The sequence below is a fragment of the Candidatus Phytoplasma pruni genome (assembly GCF_013391955.1).
GTDB lineage: Bacteria > Bacillota_I > Bacilli_A > Acholeplasmatales > Acholeplasmataceae > Phytoplasma.
The window spans coordinates 1-3,692 of record NZ_JABUOH010000025.1; the positions used below are offsets into that span (position 1 = coordinate 1).

General features: G+C 27.8%; 2 protein-coding genes. Both read left to right on the top strand.

What is annotated here, in order from left to right; genetic code table 11:
• Positions 1-45 precede the first annotated feature (45 nt).
• The gene (locus HR065_RS00880; RefSeq protein WP_178734040.1) at positions 46-1,839 is read left to right on the top strand and encodes a periplasmic substrate-binding domain-containing protein; all 1,794 of its coding nucleotides are present in this window, start codon (positions 46-48) and stop codon (positions 1,837-1,839) included.
• Positions 1,840-1,857: 18 nt separating this feature from the next.
• Positions 1,858-3,624, top strand: coding sequence for an ATP-dependent zinc metalloprotease FtsH (gene ftsH / locus HR065_RS00885; RefSeq protein WP_218644379.1), 1,767 nt, complete (start codon positions 1,858-1,860; stop codon positions 3,622-3,624).
• Positions 3,625-3,692 lie beyond the last annotated feature (68 nt).

A 3,692-nucleotide genomic window follows, 5' to 3' on the forward strand; every position in this document is an offset into this window, starting at 1 on the left:
TTAAATTATTAAAAATTAATTCCAAAATTGAGAAAGGATAAAAAGATGAATTATAAAGAAGTTATTCGGAAACATAAGAAACTAATAACGTTAGTCGGAATAGGATTATTAGGGGTTTTACTGATAGTAGGCGTTGTTTTCGGAGTTAAATATTTTAGCAAAGATAAAAAGGATGAAAATCCTTCCACAAGTGCGGCTCCAACGCCAGAAGTGAAAAATAATAATGTTAAAAAGAAAATAAATACAGAACAAATGTTTGCTTTAGTATCTGCAGATAAATTCTTAAAAACTTTAGACAAAACGGACATTTCCAACAAGGAAATTGAAAATAATTCGAAAGAAATATTATATGTTTTTAACAATCTCCCTTTTTTTCAGAATAATAAAATTTTGGAAATTGATAAAATACAATCTCACATTGACGAACAGCAAACAAAATGCAATTCTTTTTCCAATGGAAAGAAAAAATTAGCAGAAAGATTAGAAGTAGTAAAAACTTTGACTAAAGAAGATTTTACTACTTTAAAAAACGCTTTAGAAGAATTGTATACAATTCATTTATTGCTTGACCAAAATACATTAATTCAAGACTTACAAAAAATCATTCAAGATTATCAAAAAGAAACTGAAAGAATATTAACTATAAAACCTGAACAATTAAGTCAATTGGATGAAGCAAAAGCGGTTAAAGGTTTGTTGGCTGGAAATTATGTTAAAAAAATAAAAACAATTTTACAAACAAGTGCTCAACAAATAACCAATTTAAAACTTGTAATAGAAAATTATGAAGATTTAAAAAAATTAGTGAATGAAGAAATAAAACCTACAAAAGAACCATATAAACTAGAAGAAATAACAAAACAAACAAAAAGACTTAAGGCATTTTTAGAAAAATATCTAGGTTTTAAAATACAAACTAATGATTCTGTTGTGTTTTTAATTTTCAATTTAAAACAGCCAAAACCTTTGTTGCAAGAAAAAGATTTTCGAAAAGCTTGTGCGCTAGCTTTAGAACGAGATAAATTAGTTGAAGAAGAAAAAACAACTAACCTTTACCCATCTTTCCCTTTTGCTTCTTATAATTTAGACCATGACATGTCAAATGATAAAATCAATTCAGAAGAACCAGTTGATAAAAATAAAGCTTTTCAGTTATTTAATTCAGCTTACGAAAAAACAAGAACACATCCAGACGAAATCGTTCAATTAAATTTTTTCGTATCAAAAGAAAATTTTCAAAAAGCTTTAATATTGAAACACAATTTAGAAAACATTTTCAACCAAAAAGGTGCTAAAATTAATTTTAATGTTCAAATTAATGATAACGAAAAAGAACAAGAAAGAGACATGTTCATCACCCCTATTATAATTGACAATAAAAATCATCATTTTTATGATTATTTTATTCGAATGTTTGATGAATCAGGGATTAAAGAAAATACAGATATACAAATCAATTTTAAACAATTAAAAGACTTTTTAGAAAAAGAATATCCTAACCCTTCTGACTCCAATACTCCTGAATGGTGTAAAAAATTATTTCAAGGTTACTCTGATGATGTCTTGTCGTCGTTGCAATATGATTCTTGGGATAATGAAGGAATATGGCAAGGAAAAATTTCTAATTTAGAATGTTTATTGATGGAATTTAAAGAAATGTTTCAAACGTTGGAAACTAAAAAGGAACAATTGCAAGCTTCTTTAGGAAATTTAAAAGACGCATTTGAATCACTAATTTTAAAAGAAAATCCTATTATCCCTTTGATAAAAGCAACCAATATAAGAAAACAAATAACAAACGTATCCATGTCAAGAAGACCTGGAAACAATAACAAATAAAACTTGAGGCGTTAAATTATGAAAAAAAAATTTATAAAATACTTAAAAAAAATTTTAAATTTTAAAATTTTAATTTTAATTTTGTTTTTATTGATGATTTTAGAATGGAATGAAAGCTATTTTATTAAAGGAGAGCAAATAAAACATTCTGAATTATTTGAAAAAATTAACGATAATGAAATCAATTTAATTGAAACTTACGAATCAGGAAATAGACTTTTAGGAGAAAAATACCGAATAGAAGTTAAAGATAAAAACAATAAAAGTTATTTTGTTTATATGGGAGGAACTTGGTTTTCAGTTTTAATAAATAAAATAAATCAAAAGCAAATTATTAATAAAAATTTATTAAATAAGATGATTTTAGTTGAAAAAAAAGAATTTAATTTTCTAAGATTTTTTATTAATTCTATTAGTACAATCTCTTCTGTGATATTTATGTTTTATATTTTGTCAAATATTAAAAAATCTTCTACTAAAATGAAAAAACAAATTTCTTCTTCACAAAAATCTTTATTTACTTTTCAAGATGTGGCTGGTAATGAAGAAGAAAAAGAAGAAATGAAAGAATTAATTGATTTTTTAAAAAAACCGCAAAAATATAAAGAGATAGGCGCTTCAGTTCCCAAAGGAGTGTTATTGCAAGGTCCGCCTGGAACAGGTAAAACTTTATTAGCTAAAGCGGTTGCTGGCGAAGCAGGAGTGCCCTTTTACGCTGTTACTGGTTCTGATTTTAAAAATCAATATTTTGGTGTAGGAGCGGCAAAATTAAGAGAACTATTTAAAGAAGCGAGAGAAAATTCGCCTTGTGTTGTATTTATTGACGAAATAGACACTATCGGAAGAAAAAGAGGAACTATAGCTAATGATGATGGGAGCACTATTAATTCATTGCTGACAGAAATGGATGGTTTTACCAAAAGTATAGGTGTCATAGTGATGGCAGCTACCAATAGAGTAGATACTTTAGATTCAGCTTTACTTCGTCCTGGCAGATTTGACCGTCAATTTACAGTTTCCTTGCCAGATGTTAAAGCGCGTGAAGCTATTTTGACAGTTCATGCTAGAAATAAAAATATAGACCCTTTTGTTGACTTAAGTCAAATAGCCAAGTTGACGCCAGGTTTTAGTGGGGCAGAATTAGCATCTGTTTTAAACGAAGCAGCTATTTTATCAGTGCGCAACAATCAAACTATTATTACTCAAGAAGAATTGTACGAATCTATAGATCGAGTAATGATGGGACCGGCGAAAAAATCTAGAAAATACAACGAAGAAGAAAAGAAAATGGTCGCTTACCATGAAGCAGGACATGCTGTCATCGGTTTAAAATTAAAACATGCTCCTAAAGTTCAAAAAGTAACCATTATCCCTCGCGGAGATGCGGGAGGATATAATTTAATGTTACCTGAAAAAGAAACCTTCTTTTCCTCTAAAAAAAGAATGTTAGCTAATATTACTTCTTATTTAGGCGGCAGAGCAGCTGAAGAACTAATGTTTGATGATATTTCTAATGGCGCTTATGGTGATTTCAAATCAGCAACCCAAATAGCGACCCAAATGGTAACCAAATTAGGGATGTCTGATTTAGGGCCGATTCAAACTAAAGATAATATGTTTTTTGAAAACGAAAAAGTTAATCAAGAAGTAAAAAAAATTATTGATGAATGTATGATAGAAGCTAAAAAGATAATGAAAGAGAATAAAACTTTATTAGATAAAATAGCTCATCTTTTAATCAAACAAGAAACAATAACAAAAGAAGAAATAGAAAAATTATTGTAATTATTTTATTCAAAAAAAGATTTAAAAAAACAAAGAGACTGAAAAGTCTCTTTTTTCGTATAAAAGAA